General features: G+C 74.9%; 21 protein-coding genes and 1 tRNA gene. 8 read left to right on the top strand and 14 right to left on the bottom strand.

Translation table 11 applies throughout. The features are described from left to right. Position 1: 1 nt before the first annotated feature. The 8 genes from ACH4N1_RS03290 to ACH4N1_RS03255 form a co-directional block, all read right to left on the bottom strand. Positions 2 to 1,165 carry a GNAT family N-acetyltransferase gene (locus ACH4N1_RS03290; protein WP_398094125.1) on the bottom strand — a complete coding sequence of 388 codons (1,164 nt, stop codon included), beginning with the start codon at positions 1,163 to 1,165 and terminating at the stop codon, positions 2 to 4. Further along, the gene (locus ACH4N1_RS03285; RefSeq protein WP_398094124.1) at positions 1,162 to 1,818 is read right to left on the bottom strand and encodes a lipopolysaccharide biosynthesis protein; all 657 of its coding nucleotides are present in this window, start codon (positions 1,816 to 1,818) and stop codon (positions 1,162 to 1,164) included. The genes ACH4N1_RS03290 and ACH4N1_RS03285 overlap by 4 nt, the downstream gene beginning before the upstream one ends. Then, the gene (locus tag ACH4N1_RS03280; protein WP_398094123.1) at positions 1,815 to 2,984 is read right to left on the bottom strand and encodes a glycosyltransferase; all 1,170 of its coding nucleotides are present in this window, start codon (positions 2,982 to 2,984) and stop codon (positions 1,815 to 1,817) included. The genes ACH4N1_RS03285 and ACH4N1_RS03280 overlap by 4 nt, the downstream gene beginning before the upstream one ends. Then, positions 2,981 to 3,721: a polysaccharide deacetylase family protein gene (locus ACH4N1_RS03275; RefSeq protein ID WP_398094122.1), complete on the bottom strand. Its 741-nt coding sequence runs from the start codon at positions 3,719 to 3,721 to the stop codon at positions 2,981 to 2,983. Before ACH4N1_RS03275 ends, ACH4N1_RS03280 begins: the two co-directional genes overlap by 4 nt. Beyond that, complete coding sequence (locus ACH4N1_RS03270) at positions 3,705 to 5,489, bottom strand: lipid II flippase MurJ (protein WP_398094120.1); 1,785 nt, start codon at positions 5,487 to 5,489, stop codon at positions 3,705 to 3,707. Before ACH4N1_RS03270 ends, ACH4N1_RS03275 begins: the two co-directional genes overlap by 17 nt. Beyond that, a complete protein-coding gene (locus tag ACH4N1_RS03265) occupies positions 5,486 to 6,856 on the bottom strand; it encodes an O-antigen ligase family protein (RefSeq protein WP_398094118.1) in 1,371 nt (456 codons plus the stop codon). The genes ACH4N1_RS03270 and ACH4N1_RS03265 overlap by 4 nt, the downstream gene beginning before the upstream one ends. Before the next feature lie 9 nt (positions 6,857 to 6,865). Next, positions 6,866 to 8,227: an exopolysaccharide biosynthesis polyprenyl glycosylphosphotransferase gene (locus ACH4N1_RS03260; RefSeq protein WP_398094116.1), complete on the bottom strand. Its 1,362-nt coding sequence runs from the start codon at positions 8,225 to 8,227 to the stop codon at positions 6,866 to 6,868. Positions 8,228 to 8,313: 86 nt separating this feature from the next. Beyond that, a complete protein-coding gene (locus ACH4N1_RS03255; protein ID WP_398094115.1) occupies positions 8,314 to 9,504 on the bottom strand; it encodes a glycosyltransferase in 1,191 nt (396 codons plus the stop codon). A gap of 737 nt (positions 9,505 to 10,241) precedes the next feature. Here ACH4N1_RS03255 and chpG point away from each other — a divergent pair. The 6 genes from chpG to ACH4N1_RS03225 all read left to right on the top strand — a co-directional run bounded on the left by chpG (position 10,242) and on the right by ACH4N1_RS03225 (position 14,024). After that, positions 10,242 to 10,481: a chaplin ChpG gene (gene chpG / locus ACH4N1_RS03250; RefSeq protein WP_398094114.1), complete on the top strand. Its 240-nt coding sequence runs from the start codon at positions 10,242 to 10,244 to the stop codon at positions 10,479 to 10,481. 288 nt (positions 10,482 to 10,769) lie between these two features. Further along, positions 10,770 to 11,051 carry a hypothetical protein gene (locus tag ACH4N1_RS03245; RefSeq protein ID WP_398094113.1) on the top strand — a complete coding sequence of 94 codons (282 nt, stop codon included), beginning with the start codon at positions 10,770 to 10,772 and terminating at the stop codon, positions 11,049 to 11,051. Between the two features lie 176 nt (positions 11,052 to 11,227). Beyond that, positions 11,228 to 11,725, top strand: a complete 498-nt coding sequence (locus tag ACH4N1_RS03240) for a DUF5949 family protein (RefSeq protein ID WP_398094112.1) — start codon at positions 11,228 to 11,230, stop codon at positions 11,723 to 11,725. A 297-nt stretch (positions 11,726 to 12,022) separates the two neighbouring features. Beyond that, a complete protein-coding gene (locus ACH4N1_RS03235) occupies positions 12,023 to 12,535 on the top strand; it encodes a hypothetical protein (RefSeq protein WP_398094110.1) in 513 nt (170 codons plus the stop codon). Between the two features lie 150 nt (positions 12,536 to 12,685). Beyond that, positions 12,686 to 13,174: a tyrosinase family oxidase copper chaperone gene (locus ACH4N1_RS03230; RefSeq protein ID WP_398094109.1), complete on the top strand. Its 489-nt coding sequence runs from the start codon at positions 12,686 to 12,688 to the stop codon at positions 13,172 to 13,174. Next, the gene (locus ACH4N1_RS03225) at positions 13,158 to 14,024 is read left to right on the top strand and encodes a tyrosinase family protein (protein WP_398094108.1); all 867 of its coding nucleotides are present in this window, start codon (positions 13,158 to 13,160) and stop codon (positions 14,022 to 14,024) included. Before ACH4N1_RS03230 ends, ACH4N1_RS03225 begins: the two co-directional genes overlap by 17 nt. A gap of 225 nt (positions 14,025 to 14,249) precedes the next feature. On the opposite strand, the gene ACH4N1_RS03220 is transcribed toward ACH4N1_RS03225, so the two are convergent. The 4 genes from ACH4N1_RS03220 to ACH4N1_RS03205 all read right to left on the bottom strand — a co-directional run bounded on the left by ACH4N1_RS03220 (position 14,250) and on the right by ACH4N1_RS03205 (position 17,935). Next, positions 14,250 to 14,576, bottom strand: coding sequence for a chaplin (locus ACH4N1_RS03220; protein ID WP_398094106.1), 327 nt, complete (start codon positions 14,574 to 14,576; stop codon positions 14,250 to 14,252). Positions 14,577 to 14,712: 136 nt separating this feature from the next. Further along, on the bottom strand, positions 14,713 to 15,003 hold the full coding sequence (locus tag ACH4N1_RS03215; RefSeq protein WP_398094104.1) for an acyl carrier protein: 291 nt from the start codon (positions 15,001 to 15,003) through the stop codon (positions 14,713 to 14,715). After that, positions 15,000 to 16,097 (bottom strand): HAD-IIIC family phosphatase, encoded by a 1,098-nt coding sequence (locus tag ACH4N1_RS03210; RefSeq protein WP_398094103.1) that lies wholly within the window; start codon positions 16,095 to 16,097, stop codon positions 15,000 to 15,002. Before ACH4N1_RS03210 ends, ACH4N1_RS03215 begins: the two co-directional genes overlap by 4 nt. After that, a complete protein-coding gene (locus tag ACH4N1_RS03205) occupies positions 16,094 to 17,935 on the bottom strand; it encodes a GNAT family N-acetyltransferase (protein ID WP_398094101.1) in 1,842 nt (613 codons plus the stop codon). The genes ACH4N1_RS03210 and ACH4N1_RS03205 overlap by 4 nt, the downstream gene beginning before the upstream one ends. A gap of 397 nt (positions 17,936 to 18,332) precedes the next feature. On the opposite strand from ACH4N1_RS03205, the gene ACH4N1_RS03200 reads away from it, so the two are divergent. Together ACH4N1_RS03200 and ACH4N1_RS03195 are read left to right on the top strand one after the other, a co-directional pair. After that, the gene (locus ACH4N1_RS03200; RefSeq protein ID WP_363088326.1) at positions 18,333 to 18,713 is read left to right on the top strand and encodes an S-adenosylmethionine decarboxylase; all 381 of its coding nucleotides are present in this window, start codon (positions 18,333 to 18,335) and stop codon (positions 18,711 to 18,713) included. Between the two features lie 368 nt (positions 18,714 to 19,081). Next, a complete protein-coding gene (locus tag ACH4N1_RS03195; RefSeq protein WP_398094099.1) occupies positions 19,082 to 19,828 on the top strand; it encodes a 4'-phosphopantetheinyl transferase family protein in 747 nt (248 codons plus the stop codon). Between the two features lie 54 nt (positions 19,829 to 19,882). Here the strand turns inward: ACH4N1_RS03195 and ACH4N1_RS03190 are convergent, their stop codons facing one another. Both ACH4N1_RS03190 and ACH4N1_RS03185 read right to left on the bottom strand, forming a co-directional pair. Then, positions 19,883 to 20,026, bottom strand: coding sequence for a hypothetical protein (locus ACH4N1_RS03190; RefSeq protein ID WP_398094097.1), 144 nt, complete (start codon positions 20,024 to 20,026; stop codon positions 19,883 to 19,885). Between the two features lie 311 nt (positions 20,027 to 20,337). Continuing rightward, positions 20,338 to 20,419 (bottom strand) — tRNA-Gly (locus ACH4N1_RS03185). Positions 20,420 to 20,594: the final 175 nt, after the last annotated feature.

Raw genomic sequence — 20,594 nt, 5'->3', positions numbered from 1 at the left:
GTCAGGACCGGCCGCCGGCGGCACGTTCCCGCCGGTCCCGCTCGTCGCCCCGGTCCGGATGCCCCCGCCGTTCCTCCCAGCGGCGCACCAGCTCCTTGCCCCGCCGTCGCGCGGCCACGTCCCACACCGCCGCCGACAGCAGCGGGGCGGTGCGCCGGCGGGCCAGCAGCAGCCGCTGGTTGACGACCGGCTCCGGCCGCCAGTGGTGCTTGTACGGCTCGTTGCCGCGCAGCAGGCTCAGGGTGCCGCGCGCCTCGTGCCGGGTGTGCTCCGCGCAGGCGTCGAGCAGCATCACCGCCACGTCCGCCTTGTGTTCGCGCAGCCGCGGGTGGGCGCCGTAGAGGTAGCCGCCGGCCAGGCGGCGCGAGAGCAGGGTGAGGTCGACGGCCACCACGTCGTCGTCGAGGCGGAACTCGGTGACCACCGCGTCCCCGGAGCGCACCATCGGGCCCACCGAGCGCACCAGGTGCTCGCAGAACCGGTCGCGCAGGTGCTCGCCGGTCACCTTGCGGCCCTGCCACTGCAACCGGTGCAGCTCCAGCAGCCGCCGCAGCGCCGAGTCCACCTCGTCGGGGCGGACCACCTCGCGCCGCACGCCGAGCGCGGTCAGCCGGCGCAGCTTGGCGCGCACCCGCTGGGCCTTCGCCGACGGCAGCCGCGCCACCAGCTCGTCCATCGGTACGGCGGGCAGCTCCAGGCACACCGAGTCGCTCACCCGGTGCCGCGGCCCGCTCCAGCGCTCGTAGACCCGCTCGACGGCGCTGCCCGGCCGGACCTCGCGGAAGTCGATCAGCGCGGTGCGGGCGGCCGCGGCGAGCGCCTCGGTGAGCGCGGCGACGGCCGTCTCGCCCCGCTCGTCGTCGACCAGGACGTCCCCGTAGTCGGAGATCGCCCCGCCGAGCGGCACCAGCGCGGGCAGCGGGCGGCGCACGGCCATCAGCGGGGCGACGGCGAGGAGGTCGTCGCCGGAGCGCACCACGAGCAGCCGCAGCCGGCCCCGCCCGCCGTAGGACAGCCACCACGAGTGCAGCCAGGGGTGGCTCTGGAAGGGGGTGGCCGTCGCGCACTGCCGGTACAGGCGCGCCCAGGCGGGGGCCAGGGCGGCGAAGTCCTGCTCGTCGGTGACGACGTCGGTGACGACGTCGGTGGGGTACGCCGGCTTCACAGCGTTCCGTGGGCGTCGGCGGCGGGTGCCGGGCTCGGCACGGCGGCCGGTCTCCCGGGCTCCGGCCTGCTCCCCCTCGGCCGCACCAGCAGGAACAGCCCGCCCAGCAGGCCGCCCGCGCTCGCGCCGACCAGCCCGGTCAGCACGGGGGACGCCGAGGACGGCCCGGCGGGCTCGACCGCGCGCGCGAACGGCTCGAGTTCGACGTGGGTGGTGGCCTTCGCCCCGGCGGCGTGCCGGGTCAGCGCGCGCGACACCGCGTTGGCCATGTCGGCGGCCAGGTCGGCGCGCGAGGAGGTCGCGGTGATCGACACCATCGGCGCGTCGGGCGAGGTCGCCGTGCGCACCGCGCCCTGGAGGGTCCGCACCGGGACGCCCGCCCACACCTGCGCGTCCCCGAGCACCGCGAGCTGGGTGGCGACCCGGCCGTAGGCCTGCGCGAAGCCGAGGGCGGACGCCGGGTCGGACTTCTCCGTGGGGACGGCGACGACGTACGCCGTGGCGCTGTACACGGGTGGCTTCAGGGCCCCGTAGGCGCCGCCGAGGAGACCGCCGGTGAGGGCGCCGACGGCGAGCAGGGACCACGGCGGCAGCGTCCTGGCGCGGCCCAGGGCGCCGGCTCGGCGGTGCGGGCGGGTGGGGTGGTCGGTCATGAGGAAGGCACTCCCTGGGGTGACGGGGCGGACGAGGGGGACGGCAGGGGCCGGCGGGCCGCCGTGGCCGTGTACACGTCCATGAGCCGGGCGGCGCTGCGGGTGATGTCGTAGTGGCGGGCGGCGTCGGGCGCGGTGCGCGGGCCGGGGGCGGCGGCCCGGGTCTCGGCGAGTGCCCGCACGAAGGCCTCGGGGCCGCCGGTGACGCGCCGGGCGGCGGGCGCGGTGTGCGCGGGGAGGTCCTCGATCGCCGGGCAGGACGCGTACAGCACCGGCAGTCCCGAGGCGAGGGCCTCGACGGCGGCCAGGCCGAACGCCTCCTCCGGCGAGGGGGAGACGAGCACGTCCATCGCGCAGGCGAGGGAGGGCAGGTCGGGGCCGGGGCTGCCGTCCGGGACACAGGGCCGTTCGCCGGTGAACAGGACCCGGTCGGCGACGCCGGCCTCGTGCGCGGTGCGGCGCAGCGCGCTCTCCTCGGGGCCGCCGCCGACCAGCAGCAGGTAGTGGTCGGCCGGGAGCGCGGCGAGGGCGGTGACCAGGACGTCGAAGCGTTTGCCCGGGTGCAGGCGTCCGATGCCGCCGATGACCCGGGCGTGGTCGGGCAGGCCCAGGCGGCGGCGGGTGCGGTGGCGCCGGACCGGGTCGAAGCGGAACCGGGCCAGATCGATGCCGTTGGGGACGACCTCGATCCGGTCGGCCCGGACACCCCAGCGCCGCAGGCGTTCGGCGACCGTGGGGGAGACGGCGACCGTGGTGCGGCCCAGCCGCTCGCCTGCCAGGTACAGGGCGCGGACGCCCGGGGTGAGCGGGCGGCCCTCCATCTGGGAGTCCCCCAGGGAGTGTTCGGTGGCGACGACGGCGCGCACCCCGGCGAGCCGGGCGGCGAGGCGGCCGTAGAGGCAGGCGCGGTAGAGGTGGGTGTGGACGAGGTCGTAGCGGCCGGAGCGGACGATCCGGACCAGGCGGGGCAGGGCGGCCAGGTCGCGGTTGCCGGCCATGCCGAGGTGGACGACGCGCACCCCGTCCGCGGTCAGCCCGTCGGCCACCGGTCCCGGGTCGGTCAGCGTCACGACGTCGCAGTCGGCGGGCAGGTGGCGCAGCAGCAGCCGCAGTTGCTGCTCGGCGCCGCCGATCCCGAGCCCCGTGATGACGTGCAGCACCCTCATCGCAGGCCTGCCACGGGACGGCGGCGCAGCCGGTGCAGCCGGTGCTTGAGGAACAGCCGGGCGGCGGTGTCGTTCTGCCCGACGTGGACGCGCGGCAGGGCGTGCGGGCCGGTCAGCGGGCCGGGGTCGATCGCACAGGCGTACGCGTATCCGGCGTCCCGTACGGCGTCCACGGCGCGCCGGTCGACCGTCCCGTACGGGTAGCAGAATCCCGCGACGTCCGTTCCCAGCAGCTCGGCGAGTGCGGCGCGGCTGCCGGCGGTCTCGGCCGCCAGGGTGCGGTCGTCCGCCCGGGTGAGGTCGACGTGGGTCAGGCCGTGCGAGCCGATCTCGACGCCCTCGGCGGCGGCCTCGCGGATGCCGTCGGCGGTCAGCAGCGGTCTGCGCGGGCCGAGCGGGTCCCAGGCGTTGTCGCCGCCGAGCCGGCCGGGCAGCACGAAGAGGGTCGCGGTGCAGCCGTGCCGGCGCAGCACGGGCAGGGCGCCGGTGAGGAAGTCGGCGTAGCCGTCGTCGAAGGTCAGGCCGGCCAGGTCGCGGCCCCCGCCCCGCGCGCGGGCGGCGAGCAGCACGGCCAGCGAGACACCCCGCAGGCCCCATCGCGCCAGCAGGGTCAGGTGCCGGTCCAGCCGCTCGGGCGTGACCGTGATGCGGTACGGGTCGTCGGAGCAGTCGCCCACGGAGTGGTACATCGCCACCCACGGGACGGGGCCGGTTGCGGTGTCAACGGGAACGGACATGCGGGAGCCTTCGGGTCGCGGGACGAACGGATCGGAGTGCGGAGGCGATGCCCTGGGCGCCCAGCGCCCAGCCCAGCAGGACGAAGACGGCGGTCACGGTGAGCGACCCGGCGGCCAGCCCCGCCGCGGGGCCGTCGAAACGGCTCCCGGCGAAGGCGCCGGCGGGGGCCGCGGCCAGAGCGGCCAGTACCGGCCGGCTCAACTCGTTGACGACGCCCGGGACATGGAGCGGGACGCCGCGCGGCACGCGGTGCGCGCCCCGCCGCGGGCGTGAGCCGGCCGGCCCGCCCGCGGTGCCGGCCAGCAGCACCAGGGCGGTGACGGTGATGCCGGCCGCGTTGGCGGCGGCGATCCCGTACACCCCCCAGGGCGCCACGCACAGCGCGCCCAGCCCGGAGGTCGTGAGGATCCCGACGGCCATCGCGCCGGCCGGGTACCAGGAGGCGCGGCCCGTCGAGAAGTAGGAGCGGGCCAGCACCCCGACCAGCGTCTGGCCGAGCAGCCCGAGCGCGTACACCCGCATCACGCCCGCCGTCGCCGCCGTGTCCCCCGCGGTGAACGCGCCCCGCTGGAAGAACAGTTCGATCATCTGCGGCGCACAGGCGACGACCCCCGCCGTGCCGAGCAGCACCACGCACGCGGCCAGCGCCAGGTCCTGCTGCACCCGGTCGCGGGCCCGCTCGGTGTCACCCTCGGCCAGTGCCCGCGCGACCACCGGGAAGGTGACCGTGCACACCATCAACGACAGGATCATGGGCATCTGCGCGACCTTCTGCGCGTAGTTCAGGTGCGAGATCGCCCCCGACGGCAGCTGCGAGGCGAGGAACCGCTCGACCAGGACCTGCGACTGCCGGCACAGCGCGAACAGCAGCACGGTCGCCACCACGGCCCCGCCCAGCGGCCGCGGCTCCTCGGCGACGTCGCCCACCGGCCGCGCCCCGCGCCTGCGCAACTGCTGCCACAGCGAGGGAAGTTGCACGGCCACCATCAGAAAGCCGCCGACCGCGACCCCGGCCGCCGCCGACCGCACCCCCCAGCGTTCGCCGAGCACGAACATCCCCGTGACGATCCCGGTGTTGTACGCCACGTAGATCGCCGCCGGCGCCACGAACCGCCGGTGCGCGCGCAGGGCCGCGCTGCAGTACCCGGCGAGCCCGAAGCTCACCACGCAGGTCGCGGTGAGCCGGGTGCAGCCGACGGCGAGCCCGGGGTCGGGCAGGCCGGGCGCGAGGACTCCGACCAACTGCGGGGCGAGCGCCGCCACGAGGACGCCGACCGCCACGAACGCCAGCGACAGCCGCGGGAGCGTCCCGGCCACCAGGGCGCGCACCGGGTCGCCGCCGCCCCCCTGGGCGCGCCGGGCCAGGGCCAGGCTGAACGCCGGGATCAGCGCGAACGCCAGCCCGTCCTCGATGAGCAGCGTGGCCGCGAACTCCGGCACCGTCCACGCGACGAGGAAGGCGTCCGTGTCCCGGCCCGCCCCGAACAGCCGGGCCAGCGCCTGGTCGCGGACCAGTCCGAGCAGCGACCCGGCCACCGACAGGAGGGCGGTGACCAGGGCGGCACGGGCCAGGAACCCACCGGACGCCCGCGATTCCCGTGACTCCCGCGATTCCTGTGACTCCCCTGATTCCCGCGGCTTTCGCGATTCCAGGGGCGACCTTCCGGCCGTCTCCCCGGGCCGCGCCACGGGCCGCGCCGGCGGTACGGCCGTGCCGTCGGCCCCGTCGCCGTCCGTCCGCGGGGACCGGGAAGGCGTCACCGTCATCGCCCGAGCGCCTCCTCGCGCCCACCGCTCCCGGGCGTCCGCGCGCGCCCCTCGTGCCCAGTCCGCCCTTCGGCCCCGCGGTCCTGCCCGCCCCCGGCCAGCGCCCACCAGGCCGCGAGCCCCAGCACCACCGCCGTCAGCACCGTCGAGGGCCCGCCGATGTCGGCGTACAGGAAGTCGGTGAGCTGCCAGACGAGCAGGCCGCAGGCGACGAGGGCGCAGTCGAGGCCGTCCGCGCGACGGGCCCGGACCAGTCCCCGCAGCGCGCACACCAGCAGGGCCAGCCAGCTGCCCGCCAGCGCGAGCAGCCCGATCAGGCCCTGCTCACCCAGGACCAGCAGGTACATGTTGTGCGGGGACAGCAGCGGCTGCTTGCGGAAGCCGGCGCCGGCGCCCTCGGTGTCGCTGCCGGCGGACAGCGCCAGCGAGGCGTGTGCGTCCCGGTGCTCGGGGAAACCCTTCAACCCGACCCCGGTCAGCGGGTGTTCGCGCCACATGTCGGCCGCCGCCGACCACATCGTGTACCGGTCGGTGACCGACTGGTCGGGGGCGTCCGCGACCTGCGTGATGCTGCTGACGCGCTCCTGGAGCATCGCCGTACCGACGCCGAGGCCACCGACCAGGACCACGCCCGCCGCCACCGCCACCGCGCCGGCCTTCACCGCCCGCCGCGGCCCGGCCAGCACCAGCTGCGCCGAGCAGGTCACCGCCGTCGCGATCCACGCGCCCCGGCTGAAGGACAGCGCGAGCGGCAGCAGCAGTCCGAGGGCGCAGGCGGTGGCGACGGCCCGCTGCCGCGCCGGGGACCGGCCCAGGGCGAGGCCGACCGCGCAGACCAGCCCGAAGGACACGACCGTCGCCATGCCCATCACGTCCTGCGCCCCGAAGGTGCCGACGGCCCGGATCTCCTCGCCCTGGTAGGAGGCGCCCGTCCCGGTGACGTACTGGTGCACGCCGACCGCGCCCTGCCAGCCCGCGAGAGCCACGAACGACCAGGCCAGCAGCCGGAAATCGGACCGGTCGCGGATCAGCAGCAGCACCGCCGCCGGGACCAGGACGAACACCTGGAGATAGCGGCCGAGGCCACCGATCCCCGCGCCCGGCGAGGACGCCCCCATCGCGGCGAGCGCGAGCCCGGCCACCGGCAGCCCCAGCACCACGGCCGCCGTACGGGACAGCGGGCGCCGCCGCTGCCGCAGCAGCCGCACCGCGCAGAACAGCACGACGAGCGCGGAGAACGCGTCGGCCGGTCCCGCGCCGCCCTCGCCGCCGGGGGAGACCGGCAGCGCGAGCAGGGCCACCACGGCGACGACGGGCAGCACCGGCGACAGCGTCCGGGCACGGGGCGGGGGCGGGGCGAGGGTCATCGGACGGTTTCAGCTCCCGGTCGGTCGCACGAGGGCGGCCGCGGTGCGCAGCAGGATGCAGACGTCCTGCCACAGCGACCAGTTGTCGATGTAGGCGTTGTCGAACCGGGCCCGGTCCTCGATGGAGGTGTCACCGCGCAGCCCGTGGACCTGGGCGAGGCCGGTGATGCCGGTCCGCATCCGGTGCCGGGCCGCGTAACCGGGATAGGTCTGGCTGAACTGGGCGACGAAATAGGGGCGTTCGGGGCGCGGACCGACCAGGCTCATGTCGCCCCGCAGCACGTTCCACAGCTGGAGCAGTTCGTCCAGCGAGGTCTCGCGCAGGAAGCGGCAGAACGGACTCATCCGCACCTCTCCCGCCACGCTCCACCTGGTCGCCGACTCGTGCTCGTCCACCGGGCGGTGGGTGCGGAACTTCAGCAGGGTGAACGGGCGGCCGTCCCGGCCGATGCGCTCCTGCCGGAACACCACGCCCGGCCCGCCGGTCAGCCGCAGCACCGCCGCGAACACCAGCAGCAGCGGGCTGACCAGCACCAGCAGCGTCCCCGACACCGCGATGTCCAGCAGTCGCTTGCGGAGGCCGCCGCCGCGCCCGCCGCCCATGGCCAGCCGCCGGCAGGGGAACCCGGCGAGCTGTTCGCGGGTCGCGTACGACGGGGTGTCGGCGTCGACCTCCCACACGGTGCAGCCCGACTCGGCGAGCGCCCGCAGCAGGGGACCCTGCGCGGTGCGCACCGAGGGGTGCACGCACAGCACCTCGCGGACACCGTTCTGGATGAGGGCCCGCTGCACCTCCTGGCCGGTGGTCAGCACCGGGAGCCCGTCGGTCCCGTCGGGACGGCCGGGGTGTTCGGCGACGATACCGACCGGCCGTACCCCGTAGCGGGGGTGGCGCAGGACGGCGGCGGCCACCCGCTGCGCGGTGGCCACCGGCCCGACGACCAGGGCGGCGCGCGGCCGGTGCAGCAGCGCCCGGCGGCGCCGCAGATGGACGACGGCCCGACCGGCGCAGCCGGCCAGGGCCTGCGCGGCGAACCCGAGGGCCAGCGTCCGCGCGGACAGCGTGTGCGCCGGGGCGTACGCCGCCACGAGCGCCCCCAGCGTGAGCCAGGCCACCGCGATCCGCCCGCACACGGCGGGCAGCTCGTCCAGGATCCCGGTCACAGGCCGGGAGCGGTGGGGGCGCGGCAGTATCGTCGCCGCCACCAGTACGGCGACGAGCAGCGGGCGGCGCTGCGCCCCGGCCAGGGCCAGGGCGCCCGCCAGTGCGGCGAGGCCGTCGGCGAGCAACAGGGGCAGCGGCGAGAGCGGCCGGGTGGCGGGCCGCCGGGCCGGGAACCGGAATCCCGCCGCGCTCTCACGCCGCGGCATGACCGAGACGTGGGCGAACCCGGGCTGCGCGCCGGGCGGGGGGACGGTGCTTTCCGCAGTCGGCGGAGGGACGGTGCTTTCCGCAGTCACGAGTGGATGGACTCCCTGCACTCGGTGGGCACGACCCGCGCCGGGTGACCGGCGGCGGACGGCTGCCGGCCGAGGAGGCCGCGGTACACGTCCGCGACCTGCTCGACCGTGCGCCGCACGTCGTGCGTGGACAGGACGTAACGGCGCCCCTGATGGCCGAGGGACTCCCGCAGCAGCGGGTCGAGCAGCAGACCGGTGACCGCGCGGGCCAGCGCGGCGGCGTCCTGCGGGGCGACCAGACAGCGGGGCGCGAGCGCGGCCGGCAGGCTCTCGCGGGCACCGTCCACATCGGTCACCACCACCGGCCGCCCGCAGGCCAGCGCCTCCAGCGGGGCCAGCGCCATGCCCTCCCAGCGCGAGGGCAGCACCACCAGGTCGGCCCCCTGGTACCAGGGGGCCGAGTCGGCGACGGGCCCCGCGAACAGCACCGACTCCGGGGCGCGGGAGCGCAGCGCGTCGCGGTCCGGACCGTCGCCGACCAGGGCGAGCCGGGCCCCCGGCACCCTGGCCGCGACGGCGTCCCACGCGTCCAGCAGCACGTCCTGCCCCTTCTGCCGGCACAGCCGCCCCACGCACACCACGAGCGGGGCGGCCGGGTCGGTGCCCGGCAGGAGCGCGGCGCGCACGGTGCCGGCGGGGGCCGGGTGGAAGCGCCGCGGATCGATGCCGTTGGGGACGACCGCCCACCGCCCGGCGATGCCGGCCCGCACTCCGGTCGCCCGCTCCGCCTCGCTCACGCACACCAGCCGGTCGGCCCAGCGCGCCCCGAACCGCTCCCACCGGAGGGCCAGCGCGGCGGTGGCCCCGCCGACCGCCTCGAACGACCATGCGTGCGGCTGGAACACGGTCGGGATCCGCCCCCGTACGGCGAGCCGCCCGGCGAGTCCGGCCTTGGCGCTGTGCGCGTGCACCAGGTCGGGCCGCACCGCGTCGAGCACCCGTGCGAGCCGCCGCACCTCACCGGGCAGCGAGGGCCCCGGCGCCCGCGACGCCTCCCACCCCCGCACGTCCGCGCCCAGGGACCGCAGGTCCTCGGCGAGGGAACCGGCGGGGCAGGCGACGGCGACGCTCAGTCCGGCGGCGAGCTGGGCGCGCGCCAGGTCCGTCACGACGCGGGCGACCCCGCCGTCCACGGGTTGGGTGAGGTGCAGGACCCGCGGTCCGACGTCGGGTTCTGGCTGGTGCATCGCGCGGTTTCCTCGCTCACGGTGGCGCTCGGGAAGGGCGGGAACGCGCCTACTGCTTCCGTGTGCCGACGGTGACGAAGAGCCCGCCGGCCCACGCCGCGTCCCGCTGGGAAACGAGCCGGGAGGCCGGCTGGTCACCGCCGCGCCGCAAACCCGCTCGCCGATCGAACACATCGGAGTCCTGACCGGGCGTGTGGGCGTACGCCGGGACACGCGCCGCCGGAGCCGCCCCCGGCTCGCTGATCGTGGATTTCGACGCATCGTCGGATGAGCCGACCGGGCCGGACGACGCCGGGACACCCCGCGAGCCGGTCGAGAGCATGAACGAATCACCCGAACGGCCGCGGTCCCCGTCGTTGCCGCCCGCGAGGCGCTCGGCCTCCGGGGCGGCCTGTGCGGGAGCGGCCGGGGCACCGGCCGGGGCCCGGCGGGAGGCGAGGGCGACGACTCCCACCGTCGCGCGGCGCGGCAGCGGACCCAGGAGATGGCACATGACCGGCGTGCCCTTTCAGGAAAGGTGCGAGGGGGTGGGCGACAGGCGTGCGGGGGCGAGCCGTCACTCTAGTCAGCAACGTGATGAATCAGGAGAAGTCGGTCACCTGTGTCGGAGTCGTGAAGGCCGGCGCGGCGACGCTTCACCCGTTCGGAGGCAAAACTCCGGGCGATGTCACGCGTTGACACACCGCCGGGCACCCCCGCCCGGGTGTATGTGTCAAAACCCCAAGGAGCACCTCTCCATGTCGCGTATCGCGAAGGGCCTGGTCCTGACCTCCGTTGCCGCCGCGGCCGTCGCCGGCGCCTCCGGCATCGCCGCCGCCGACAGTGGCGCCGAAGCGGTCGCCGCGCACTCCCCGGGCGTGCTGTCGGGCAACGTCGTCCAGCTTCCCGTCCACATCCCGGTCAACGTCTGCGGCAACACCGTCGACGTGATCGGCCTGCTGAACCCGGCGTTCGGCAACGCCTGCGTCAACAGCTGACGTCACCTCGACCGAGGTCGCGACGCGTACGGCGTCACACGGCCGCCCTTCCGCCAGAAGGGCGGCCGTTCGCGTCGTCCGCACCGCCCTGTGCGCCACCCTCGTCCTCGGCTTCCCCGCCCCCTGACGGCCGCTCCTCCTTCTGGCGCCCCGGCGTTCGGGTGGGCCCGCGCCGGGGCGCGGAATTCTTCCGCGTCCGGGGTTTCCGCCGTCGCCGCACATCGTTAGGCACGGCGACACAATCCCCCTGGTGACCCGAGTCGCCGGGGCGCCGAAGAAAGGTCCCCGATGAAGTCCCTGAAGGCTGCCGCCGTCGTTGCCGGATCCCTGGTGATCGCGGGTGCCGCCGCACCGGCATTCGCGAACGACACCGCCGACCTCACCCCCACCAGCCTCAACGGCGCCGTCAACACGCTCACCAAGGGCCCCATCGACGTGATGCCGCTGAAGCACCGGTCGAACGCGCTCGACACGGAGAACCAGAACTCCCCCCTCAGCACGGTCAAGGGCGCGACCACCGCGCTCAACGCCCCCGGTTCGCTCCTCGGCGGCCTGCCCCTGCGGGGCTGACGTACCGCCCGCAGACCTTGCCGACGGCCGGTCCCGGCACGAACGGGACCGGCCGTCCGCGCTGTTCGAGACGAGCCGCCCGCACCGTCCCCCGTTCGTGTGGAGCACGCGCCCGATGTCCTCCGCCCGGGTGACAACCGCCGGGGCGGACCCCGGGAACGCCTTAGGGTCGCGCGGTGACCTCAACCTCCAGCACGATCCGCCCCTTTCCCGCCGCCGACCTCGGGACCCTCGTCATGATGCCGTGGAGCGGCGAGGCCGCGGACGGCCGTGCGATGCCCTACCTCCTCGCCTGTTCCCTCGGCAACGGTCCCGGCGGCCCCGAGGGCGCGACGGCCGCTGTCGAGCGGCTGCTGGACTACAGCGGCCTGCCGGTCGGCGACATCACCGACGGCACCCAGAGGCCGAGCCTGCCCGTCAGCATGCTGGTCGTGGCCGGCCAGGCCGTCGTGACCATGCCGTGGCTCAAGACCCAGTGCACGGTGCGGCCGGAGTGGCTCGAAGCGGTGGCCGAGCGCGGCTTCGCCTACCTCCTCTTCACCACCCGCCCCTGGTCCGGTGACATGCCCGGTGCGACGGTCCCGCCCGAGGCGCTGAACGCGTTCGCGGGCGACGAGGAGACCTTGAAGGCGGCCGCGCACATCATCCTGCCCGCCCGGAGCCTGCGCGCCTGACGCCGCGGACCGCCGGCCCCCGCGGCCGCCGCCCGGACGGTACGACGGCTGCCGGTCCGCACGGGCGCGGGGACGCACGAACGCAGCGGGCGCACGAACGCGGCGGGCGCGGCGGCCCTCCCCGGGGAACAGCCCGCACGCCCACACGCCCGCCACCGGATCGACGGACGGTCCGGCCGTCCCGCGGTCGCACCACTGCGGCATCCGGGTGATTCGTGAACTGGTGCCGTTTTCCGGCTCGTTACCCGGTACGCAGGCCACCGCCCCGTCCAGAACTCCGAAAGGGCCCGTACCGAGATGAAGTCGACCACCCGAGGAACCCTCGCCGCCGTGCTCACCTGTGTGGCGGCCGCGGCCGGCGCCGCGACCCCCGCCGCCGCGGTCGGCACGGTCCCCGTCCCCGTCCCGCTGGACGGCGTGGAGAAGTCCCTCCACGTGGAACTGCCCCGGGTCGGCGGCGAGGCCCCGCTGCCGTTGCCGGGCGCCCCCGAAGGCCCGCGGTACGTCGAGGGCCGCCTCCTCCCGGAGCGGGTGGTCCCGCGACTGCCGGTCTCCGCCGGGCTTCCCGGACTGGACACGCGCACGCCGCTGCCCGAGGTCCTCGGCGACGGGTTCCACCACGTCGGCGTCGACGCCCCCGCCTCCGACCTGCGCGCCCTCGGCCCCGGCCTGGCCCTGGACGCCCCGCTCACCGCCCCCGACCCCGACCGGTTCGGCCTGCCGGGTCTCCAACTGCCGCAGGCCGGCGTGCTCACCCCGGTCCTGCAGACGACGCCGGGCGCCGACCTCGGACTCGGCCAGGGCCTGTAGCCGGCCCGCCCGGCCCCCTGAGCAAGCACACCCGACCACACGCCCGGACCCCGCCGTCCGGGCCTGTCGTCCTTCCCGGTCCGCACGGTGACCCCGCGGGCCGCCGGGCGGTTACCGCTGGTGGACAACAGAACCGGACGAGGAGCACACATGGTCGTCAGCGTGGACGGAACCGCCGCCGTGACCACGGCCCCGGCACAGCCGCCGAGACGCACGACACGCAGGGACGCGCTGCGCGGACTGTTCGCCGCCGCCGCGGCCCTCGCGCTCACCCCGCTCGTCGCCGCCTCGCGGCCCGCCCGCCGCCGGGACGGCCCCGGGCCCGCGGAAGCCGCCTTCGACGAGACCTACCTCGGGCGCCACCTGCTCGGCCGGCTCGTCCCGCCGGCCGACGCGGCCGACGCGGCCGACGCGGCCGGCGCCGGGCGCTGGGAGATCACCGTCGACGGCCGCCCGCTGCACCTCATGCGCCGCGCCGACGGCACCTGGCTGAGCATGGTCGACCACTACCGCTCGTACGCCAGTCCGCTGGACGCGGCCCGCGCCGCCGTCGACGAACTGGGCCCCGGACAGATGCTGCGGGCCGCCGCCACCGGCCGTCACACACACCTGGGGGGACACCATGGCCTACATCCGTAAGGACGTCAGCACGCTCACCGCCGACGAGCGCCGGCGCTTCGTCAGAGCCCTGCTGAAGCTGAAACGCCGGGGCGAGTACGACGAGTTCGTGCGCATGCACATCGACCACTACGTCTCCGACGGCGAGGGCGGCCTGCGGACGGCCCACATGGCGCCGTCCTTCCTGCCCTGGCACCGCCGGTTCCTGCTGGACCTGGAGAACGCGCTGCGTCGCGTCGATCCCTCGGTGACGGTGCCGTACTGGGACTGGACGCGGGACCGCACGGCGACCTCCGTGCCCTGGACCGCGGACCTCCTCGGCGGCAACGGGCGGCGCTCCGACCGCCAGGTGACGACGGGGCCGTTCGCCTACGCGACGGGCAACTGGACGATCAGGGAGAACGTCACCGACGTCGAGTTCCTCACCCGCGACCTCGGCCGGGCCCGCGACCCGATCGGACTGCCGACGAAGGCCGACGTCGAGCGGGCGCTGAAGGACCCGGTCTACGACGTCCCGCCCTGGGACTCGACGGTCACCCGCGGCTTCCGCAACAAGCTGGAGGGCTGGGGGACCGGCCGGGGCAGCACCGCCTGGCGCAACCACAACCGGGTGCACCGGTGGGTGGGCGGGGCCATGGTCGGCGGGGCGTCCGTCAACGACCCGGTGTTCTGGCTGCACCACGCCTTCATCGACCTGCTGTGGACCCGCTGGCAGCGACGGCACCGCGAACACCGCTATCTGCCCGCCCGGCCACCGCTGCCGGGCAGTGCCCAGCACGACCGGGTCGTCGCCCGGTACCAGCCGCTGCCCCCGTGGGACGTCACCCCCGACCAGCTGGAGGACGCGGGACGGATCTACCGGTACGCCTGAGCCCGCCTCGCCGACGAGCGCCGGCGCCGGCGGAGGCGCGGGAGTGCGGAGGGCGGGCTGGCGGGCTGGCGGGCTGGCGGGCGGCCCGGGACGGCGTTCCGGAGAAACCGGAAGGAACCGCGGGGAAGCGCGAAGAAAGGCGGGAAAAGGCGGGGAAGGCGGGAAAGAGGAGAGCCCCGGCGCTCGAGGTACCGGGGCTCTCCCGCGGGGTGCCGCGGGACGACGTCAGCCGCCGTAGCCACCGGCGTCGCCACCGTTGTGGTGCTCGCCGCCCTTGTCGTCGCCGCCCTTGTGCTCACCCTCGTCGTGGCCGCTGACGTTGGCGCAGGTGTTGCCGAAGGCCGGGTTGAGCAGGCCGACGACGTTGACGGTGTTGCCGCACAGGTTGACCGGCACGTGGACCGGGGCCTGGACGACGTTGCCGGACAGGACGCCCGGCGAGCCCACGGCCGCGCCCTGCGCGCCCGCGTCCGCCATGGCCAGGCCGGCTCCGCTGACCATCACGGCGCCGGCGCCGACGGCGACAGCGGCTGCCTTCGCGATGCGAGACATCACGTTCTCCTTAGTGATTCGGTTCGCACGGCAGCAGATCGCGCCACCGCACTCCCCGTTCAACGCCGGCTCCCCGGGCAGGTCACGGCGGCACCCGCCGGATCACCCTTGTCGCGCACACGCGGGAGCGCGCGCCTCAGACGGCGCCCCGGTGCGCGGTCACGAAGTCCGTCAGGGTGGCGATGGACTGGAGGCTGTCCAGGCTGAGGTCGAGCGCGGCGACGTCGACACCGAACCGGGCGTCGACCGCGCCCAGCAGCGCCACCCCGGCCAGCGAGGTCAGGCCGATCTCCGGGCCGAACAGGTCGGTGTCGGCGGGGAGCCCGGCGACCAGGGCGGCGTCCAGGCGGGCGGCCTCCGCGATCATCGAGCGGAGTTCCCGCTCCACCGCCGCGCGGTCCGTGGAGGAGGTGTGGGCGTCCGTCACGCGTCGGCGTCCTTTCGGGGGGAGACATGCAGCCAGGCGGGAGGTTTCGGCAGGTCGCCGCCCTCCAGGGAGCGGGCCAGCACCGCCCCGTCGTCGCGGTCGCCGTCGTCCTCGGTACGGCGCAGACCCGCCTGGCGGAGCAGGATCCGCATCTCCAGGTTGGCGTCCGTCGGCCGCAGCGTCACCCGGAACTCCCCGGCACCGGATTCCCGCGCCCGCTCCATCAGCCAGAACAGGAACGCCGCGGCGGCACCCCGGCCGGCGACCCGGCAGGAGAGCGCCAGCAGCGGCACCGACCAGGAGCCGGGGGCGGCCCGGTCGACGAGGGCGGCGCCGATGATGCCGTACTCCCCGAAACGGTCGGACATACGGGCGGTGTACAGCTCGTGCCCGTCCGCGGCGGCCAGCGCGCGCAGCCGGTCGGGGGTCAGGCCGGAGGAGTTCAGACGGTGGGTGCGCGCGGCGAGTTCCAGCGCCCGAGGGACCTCGTCCAGGGCGGCCGGGCCCACCGTGAGGCGCATGTCGCACCAGCGCAGGAACTCCTCCCGGGTGCCCTGGAAGCGCTCGCCCTCGGTCCGGCGGGTCTCCTCGGTGCGGTAGCGGCGGACCCGCTCCCGCGACTCGGGGGTGACCTCGCGGTCCTCGAAGGCGGCGAGCAGCGCGGGGACTTCGCCGGGGGCGAGGGTGCGCACGCCCGGCAGCAGTGCCTCCACCTCGGCGCGCTCGTAGGGGGAGTCGTCGACCAGGACCAGTGCCTCCACGGCGATCCCGAGATCCTTCGCGATCCGGCGCAGCGACTCGCTCTTGTCCTGCCAGGACACCTGCGGGGCCAGGAAGCGCTCCCTCACTTCCGGCACGGCACTCATCCGGTCGAGGACGGCGGGCGCGCTGCGGCTCGCGACGCTGCTGAGCACGCCGCGGGCCGCCAGCGCGTCGATCGCGGCCAGCATCTCGGCCCGGGGGACGGGCAGTTCGTCGGTGGGGGTCTCCACCGCGACCTCGTCCCACAGGGTGCCGTCCAGGTCCCAGACGACGCACTTGATCCGGTCGGGGTCGTAACCGGTCGGGTCGGGCGTCCCCGGCGCACCGGTCATCGGGGGTCCTCCTGCGGAAGGCGCAGCTTCATCGTCAGGGTGGCGGGGTCGAAGCCGAACTTGCGGTAGACCGTGCGCATCGGGACGTTGCCGACGTGGACGCGGCCGACGACCTCCGTGATGCCGTTCGCCAGGCAGAACTCCAGGCCCTCGGTGAGGAGGAGTTCGGCCACGTCGGCGCGGTTGTCCAGGGGCGCGACCGCGAGGGACCGGAAGTTGGCGTAGCGGTCGCCGGTCATCTGGTTCTGGTTGATGCTCACCCAGCACCAGCCGACCACCTCCCCGTCCGGCCGGTGGGCGACGATCATGCCCTCCCTGGACTTCTCCATGGAACGGCCCACGCGGGAGGCGTGCCGGGCGGGGTCGTCCACGGCGTCCTCGCCGAAGGAGATGCGGGCGATCTCGGCCTCGAACTCACCGATGGCCGGCAGGTCGCCCTCGTCGGCCTGACGGGTGAGGCAGGGCCGCGCCCGCTGCTCGAGGGCGGCGCGGGCCGCGGGGTCGGGACGGTGCCAGCCGGGGTGCTGGGGGTGGGAGGGGGCGGGGGCGGGCACCTGTGCCGGCGCCTGTGCTTGTGCCTGTGTCTGTGCCTGAGCTTGGGTCGGTGCTGGTGCTGGTGCTGGTGCTGGTGCTGGTGCCTGCGCCGGTGCGGTGGCGGGTGCCGGTGGTGCGGTGGGTGCCGTGGTTCCGGGTTCGTCCGCCGGGACCAGGCGGCCGGGGCGGAAGGGGCCCTCGCCGCACCGGGGGCAGCCGTCGGCGCGCAGGGCGGCGACCGACGTCCAGCGGGCACCGGGCCCGACACGGAGCTTCGTGCCGCAGGCCACGCACTCGTACTCGCGCTGCCGGGTCCGCTTGTCGCCCGTGTAGAGGGGACCCTCGTAGGCACCCTGCCGGGAGGCCGTCGAGGTGGTGGTCAGCAGGTGCTGGAAGAAGCCGACCCCGCCGAGGATGCCGCTGCCCTCGTACTCGTTGAAATTGCGGATGTAGCCGTTGGTGACCAGGCCGAGCGCCATGATCTCGCGCTGCACCTCGAGCATCTCGTCCGGGCTCTTGCCGCCGAAGGAGAAGAAGATGCTGTGCGCGGGGCCGGGGCGCAGGCCCTCCACGGCGCGCGACAGGAACAGCCGGGCGCCCTCCGGGGTGTACGGCGGGTCGGTCATCGCCACGTCGAAGCCGCCGTGCAGTTCGGCGGGGAGCGGCTCGCGCAGGTCGTGCTCGACCGTCTCGACGCGGGTGCCCAGGCCCGCGGACACCTTCCGGACGTAGGCGAGGATCTCGGGGGAGATGTCGACGACGGTCACACGCTCGACGATCGGGGCGCCGAGGACGTCCCCGACGACGGCGACCGCCAGCGAGACGAGGTCGTCGTCCCCGATCAGCAGCAGGGATCCGCCGGGCAGCGCGCCCGCCGCGAGCAGCGCGAGGACGCGGCGCACCTTGGTCTCGGGCGTGCAGTGGGACTGGTCGATCGCCATGTCGGCGGCGGGACCGGACTCCATCAGGGCGCGCAGTCGTCGTACGGCCTCGTCCAGGACGGACGGGATCACCAGCTCACGGCCTTCGCAGGTGCCGCAGGTCGCGTCGAGCGTGAGGTCCATGCCCAGCTCGGCCACCAGGTCCAGGCCGGCCGGGGTCAGCCGGGAGGGGCGCTCCTTGGTGAGCAGATCGCGGCGGCGCAGTTCGTTCCCCAGCGCGGCCACGATCGGGACGGGCAGGCCGGTGGCCCGGCTGATGTCCTTCGTGGAGGCGGGGGCCAGGCGGCGCAGGGCTCGCAGCACGGAGCGCACTCCGGGCGGGCCCTCCTGAAGCCTGACGGCGTCCGCGACTTCCGTGAGCACTCGATCGGCGGGGATGCTCCGGCGGTGTCGAGGCGCGTTTTTCACAAAGCTGCTCCGGGCGGGCTGATGGAATCCAGGACTGTCGAGTATACGGGCTGGCACGCCGTCGACCGGACCCGGCCGCGACGCTGGTGATGCGGAAAAGGAAAAGAGAAAGGGGAAAGCTCTTTTCCGGGCGTCCGAAGGATTCTTTAGTCGGTATTCGGAGGGTGATGAGGGGGGAGGCGTCGCAGTCCTTGACAGCGTGCGCGCGCGAGCCGTAGAGCGACCCGGATGCTAGGCTGGGCCTCATCGAGCGCCGGTTTTCGGTCTCGGTACCTTCCCCTTCGGACGCGCGGACCAGCGCACCTCTACGTGAAAGGAGACGGGGGCAGCGGATCGCGACCCCCGGTTCCCCATGACCAACTCCGCAAGCCTCGCCACCGAGGGCATAAACGTCGATGATTTGTGCTCCTACGCCGTAGACGTGTGGGTGAGCGACCACAGCATCCTGACCGACGAGGAGCGACTCCTCCAGGTGCTGCGTACGGCCGCCGAAAAAGGAAACGCGCAGGTGCTCGGTGAATCCTCGCACGTTTTCCCCAATGGTGCGGTCACCGCGATTCTGCTGCTTTCGGCCTCCCATCTGAGCATTCACACCTGGCCGGAATTCAGCCTGGCCAACGTCGATCTGCTGGCCTATGGCCGACTGAACGGCGAGCGGATGATGCAGAGTGTGGAACTCGGTCTTTCGCCGACGAAGATCAATGTCACGCGTATGCTGCGTGCGGTGCACTGACTCGGGCACGACGTGATCCGTGACGCCGTGATTCCGATTCCGCGATGCTTCGCTTTTCCGTGTGCATCGATTTCACGGCGCACCGATTTCCCGCCGTACTGACGTCACCGCCACCCCGAGAAGGAGCCGACGAACGCGTCGAACCGGTCCCGGTGGATGGGGGGCGGCGAGCCGGGCACCGTACGCACCTCGAAGCCCCGCCGCACGAGTCCGCCCGCGCCCGCGCGCTCACGAGCGTGCTCGGGCCCGGCACCTGGACCAGCGGAGGGGGCTACGGCCTTCTCCGGGCCGTGGACGGACCTGTGAACTGGTGAACCGGCGGGCCTGCGGGCCTGCGGGCCTGCGGAAAGAGCTGAGGAGCCGTGGCAGTGACAGCGGCAGCGGCAGCACCGGAGCGCGAGGTGCTGGTGTGGTGGGCCCGTACGGGCGACGCCCGGCCCGAGCTCCTCGGCCTGCTCGACGCCGTCGAGCGGGCCCGCCACGAAGCCACCGTCCGGCCGGGCGACAAAGCGCGCTTCCTTGTCGGGTGCGCGCTCAGCCGTGTCGCCCTCGGCGGGCTTCTCGGCGTGCCTCCCGCCGACGTCCCCCTGCGCCGTGTGTGCCCGCGCTGCGGCGGGCCGCACGGCAAGGTGGGGCTGACGGTGCCGGAGCGCTCGCCGTACGCGGACGTCGACTTCTCCGTCACCCACAGCGGGGAGGTGGTCGGGGTCGCGGTCTGCCGGGGGGCCGCCGTGGGGCTCGACGCGGAGGACGACGGCATCGACCTCGACGTGGACGCGGCGGCGCGCACCGCCCTCGGCGAGGGCGAACGGAGGGCTCTGCGCGCCCGCCCGCCGGCCGCGCGCCGCGCCGCCTTCCTGCGCACCTGGACCCGCAAGGAGGCCGTACTGAAGGCGCTCGGCGTGGGACTCCATGTGCCCTTGCGCGAGCTGGAGCTGTCCGCACCGGACGCCGCACCGGCCGTCCTCGGCTGGCCCGGGCGGCTCGGCCGGCTCGGCCGACGTCCCGAGGTGAGCCTGACGGACCTGACGGTCGCGGGGACGCACCCGGCGGCCGTCGCGGTGCTGGCAGGGGGCGGCGTGCGGGTGGCCGTACAGGCGGATCCCGTCCTCTGACGCAGGTCCTTCTCTGACGCCGGTCCTCCGGCGGCGGTCCGCCCCGGGCGGGCCTCAAGGATGAAGCAGGACGAGTGTGAGGGTGGGCAGGAACGTGCCGGCGCCGCTGAGCGGCCAGTGGTTCTGAGCGGACAGTGAGGTCCGGCGGGCGAGGGCACTGTCGGCCGCCCACCACAGCAGCACGTGGAGACCGACCACGGGCGCGATGATCACCAGCCGGAGGGCCGTGCCGTCGTTCCCGTCGGTTCCGGGTCGTACCGGCTCGCCGCCAGGAACCACAGCAGCCAGATCGGCACCACCCCGGAGTGCCGAGCAGCAGGTTGGCACTTCGGGGCCGTCGGCCACCGTCCGATCATCTTTCCGCCCTCTGCCCTCTGCCCTCCGCCCTCCGCCTTCCCCGTGAGCGACCGCGGGGACAGTACAGCGCGGGTCGGCGAGGCTTCGTCGCGTCCGGTGAAACGCGCCGCGAACAGCGAGAAGCCCTTCCCGAGGGGAGGGTGGAGAGCGGGCGCCCCCGGCAGGACTCGAACCTGCGGCCAAGCGCTTGGAAGGCGCCTGGCGAGATCACCGGCACATGTCCTCTGACCTGGCGTTCTCCGGTTGACAACTGCGGGCGCGCGGCGCCCGCGCGGCGCCTTCGACACGCATTCGGCAGAGGGGCGGGCAACACGTGTCGGCTGAAGCCGCACGCCCGGGGTATCCGCCTGAACATGCTTGCTCTGACTGCGTACCGCTCGTACCACGGCGCAACGACCGTGTGGGCTTT

It is taken from the genome of Streptomyces sp. NPDC017202, from assembly GCF_044331705.1.
GTDB lineage: Bacteria > Actinomycetota > Actinomycetes > Streptomycetales > Streptomycetaceae > Streptomyces.
The sequence above is the reverse complement of the archived record's forward strand: the minus strand, read 5'-3'. Positions and strand labels throughout refer to the sequence as shown.